Annotated in this window: 1 protein-coding gene; it reads right to left on the reverse strand. The window is 64.2% G+C overall.

The genetic code is table 11. The features are described from left to right. Positions 1–452, reverse strand: a 452-nt coding sequence (locus ACSNOK_RS33395) for a hypothetical protein (RefSeq protein ID WP_436784528.1), incomplete at its 3' end; no start/stop codon positions are given. Positions 453–497 lie beyond the last annotated feature (45 nt).

Below are 497 nucleotides of genomic sequence, written 5' to 3' on the forward strand. Positions count from 1 at the left end.
GTCTTCCCCCTCGCAAGGGCCTGCAGGGCCTCCAGGCGCTCGTCCAGATCAAGATCTTCGTCGTGAACAATCAGCAGAAGGGATGAAACCAGGTCACCGGGAGGCGGGTCCGACCACCGCATGATTCGCCCCGCCGCCTGGAGTGCCGCCGATACGGTGTCAAAGCTCGACGCTTTCCGCAGAGCACCGACCACCAGATCGGAATCCTGCTCGGTTGCCTCGTTCGCCAGGGCGACAAGCGCACTCGCATGCTCTGCCCCGTCGAAGTCACCGCCGGATTCACGGGCCGGACGAGCGGGAGTGCGCAGTATATTCCGCGCCGCCTCCAGCACTTCGGAACGAAATCCGGAGAAAGGATTCGGAGACCCGTATCTCTCCCGTGAAGCAGCGTGGTGATAGTGGTCCAGGGCGATCCCTCGGGCCGCTTCTTCAGAACTGCGCAGGAGCGTCAAGAAGGAGCGCACACCCTCTTCACCACCCGGCGAGCGCCCCAGGCG

Source organism: Streptomyces sp. URMC 126, from assembly GCF_051386555.1.
Lineage (GTDB): Bacteria > Actinomycetota > Actinomycetes > Streptomycetales > Streptomycetaceae > Streptomyces.